At 37.4% G+C, this 2,751-nt stretch carries 2 protein-coding genes; both read left to right on the top strand.

Features of this window, described 5'->3' with window-relative positions; genetic code table 11:
• The coding region (locus HMPREF1517_RS08505; protein ID WP_037601186.1) for a glucosyl transferase at positions 1-2,629 on the top strand (2,629 nt) is incomplete at its 5' end.
• Positions 2,630-2,685: 56 nt separating this feature from the next.
• On the top strand, positions 2,686-2,751 hold a 66-nt coding region (locus HMPREF1517_RS10830; protein WP_171963543.1), incomplete at its 3' end, for a KxYKxGKxW signal peptide domain-containing protein.

Below are 2,751 nucleotides of genomic sequence, written 5' to 3'. Positions count from 1 at the left end.
CACAGCAGCTACCGCTTCAAGCGAGGTTGCCACTGTGTCAGAAACACCAGTGGTCACCTCTGAAGGGGCTTCAACAGAAACAGTCTCTGAAAAACCAAGCTCTGAAGTCACAAGCACAGCTAGTTCGGAAGCAGCTAATTCTGAAACTACACATTCTGAGGTAAGTGCAACGACTAGTGAAAGTGTTACAGCTGAGAATTCGTCACCAACAACTAGTGATACTGATACCCCTAATTCTCAAGTTCCCTCTGCTGAAAATAATATCACTGGCGGTCACTACTACAGTGATAAACAGGGGAATTGGTACTATGAAGATGCTAATGGGAAAAAACTTACTGGAGACCAAACGATTGATAACGTAAGAGTCTCCTTCTGGGAGGACGGAAAACAAATTAAAGGACCACAAATCGTAAATTACAAACTATACCGTTATTTTGATGATAATACTGGTCAACTACAAACCAAACGTTATCTAGAATATAAGGGAAACTGGTACTATGTTGACAAGGATGGTATTCCTCTCAAGGGGGAACAAACCATTGATAGGCAAGAAGTTTATTTTGATTATGACGGAACTCAAGTCAAAGGAGACTTTAGTGAAAAGTATTCTGGTAATCTTGATAAGATGCACTATTATGACCCTAACACCGGAGCTAGAGTTAGAAAAGAAGGTCTCGTTCAAGATAAAGAAGGAAGAACCTTTTTTATCAATAATGACGGTTCTAAATATACAGGAACTCGTATGATTGATGGTAATCTTTATTATTTCGAAATCAACTCTGGTGTCATGCAAAAAGGAATCAGCATAGAGCTAGAAGATGGAAAGACTCTTCCAACTTCTAATAAATATGGAACGCCCACAAACATTACCCGTCGTTACTATTTTGACTCAGAAACCGGTCAGTTAGTCAAAAAACAAACAATTAAAGAACATGATAAATGGTACTACTACGGTGATGATGGAAATGCTATTCGTCCTAAAGATGGGGAAACCCTTATTAATGGACAAATCGTCTATCTCTACTCAAACGGCCGTCAAGCTAAAGGAGAACTTGTTCTTGATAATGGGGTCCTCCGTTACTATGATCCTGATTCTGGAGCTCGTGTTGTAAATACAAGCCTAACGATCAATGGGATGACTTATAACTTTGATGAAAATGGAATTGGTAAAGATGCTCCAAACCCTAATGGCTACTATAGCGATGAACAGGGTAACTGGTATTATAAGAATGCAAGCGGAGAAAACCTTATCGGTTCCCAAATCATTAAGGGACAAAGAGTATTCTTCCGGGATAATGGACAACAAGTCAAAGGGGCCTATTTAGATATATATAATGACCTTAAAGGTTACTACGATATCAATACAGGAAATCTCGTAACCAATCGTTACGTTGAAGTTAATGGTAATTGGTACTATGTTAATAAATACGGTAGCCCACTAAAAGGGGCCTACATTATTGATGGACAAGATGTTATGTTCGATCCCCATGATGGTAAACAGATTAAAGGAGGATTTGTAAGAGATCCGAAGTTTATCTCCAAATATTATTACATGCCTAAGTACTACTATGATAAAGACAATGGTTGCAAAGTAACCCATGCAGGCTTTGTTAATGAAAATGATTCAACCTACTACCTTGATGATAAAGGACAAATAGTTCTTGGGCTTCAGGAAATTAATGGCGATTTCTATTACTTCCGTCCAGAAAATACGTATAAACACTATGACATTGGAGAAATGTTACGAGATCGTTTTATCTATGAAAATAATAAGGTCTATTATGTTGATCATAGTGGTAAAATCTTGAAAAATCGCTTTTTCGAACGTAATGGAACTGGAACTTGGTATTATTTTACAAAAGATGGTACAGCTGCAACAGGAGAAGTTGAAATTAATGGTCAAAAACTATACTTTGATAATCCTTGGGGTTTTCAGACCAAAGGAAGGGTTGCTCAAAACGGTAAATTCTATGACAAAGATTCTGGTGAACTAGTGACCAATACTTTTAAAGAAGTATTGACTTCCGTTGGTAGTACCATAAATGGCGAAATTTTATATGCAAAGGACTGGTATTACCTTGATAGGGAAGGCCGACCACTAAAAGGACCTCAAACACTTGATTATGTCAAAATGTACTTCTTCCCTAATGGAGCACAGGTTAAGGGACGTTTTGCTCCTGATGGACACTACTATGATAAGGATACTGGTGCACTTGTAACAAACCGTTACGTCCATATCTATAACTGGAAATTTCAAGATAAATACGGTAATCCTGTCGATAACTTTTTTATCAAGTACCCACATAATTTTATTTTTGGTCTCAATGATAACACAATACCAGTAGACATTAGTCACTACCCACTTTCAAGCAAAGACTTCGATTGTGAGGACTATTTCTACTACGTTGATGTCAATGGTGATAAAGTTACCGGTGAACAAACCATTGACAATGTCCCAGTCTACTTCCACAGTAACGGTAAACAAGCCAAAGGTGAACTAGTCACCGTTGATGGTAAAATCCACTACTACGATGCCAACTCAGGTGCCCGTTTGTCAAATATTGACATTACTATTAAAGGGCAAACCTATCACTTTGATGCGGATGGAAACGGAACACCAATTAGTTAATGAAGTTATAAATACTCCTTCTTAAAATGACAGTTTAAAATGAAAGGAGAATTATCATGGAAAAGAAAGTACATTTTAAACTTCACAAAGTTAAAAAACATTGGGTAACTATTGCAGTGACA

It is taken from the genome of Streptococcus sp. ACS2 (assembly GCF_000525585.1).
Classification (GTDB): Bacteria; Bacillota; Bacilli; order Lactobacillales; family Streptococcaceae; genus Streptococcus.
Note: the sequence above shows the minus strand (reverse complement) of the source record. Positions and strands in the feature narration are given on the sequence as shown.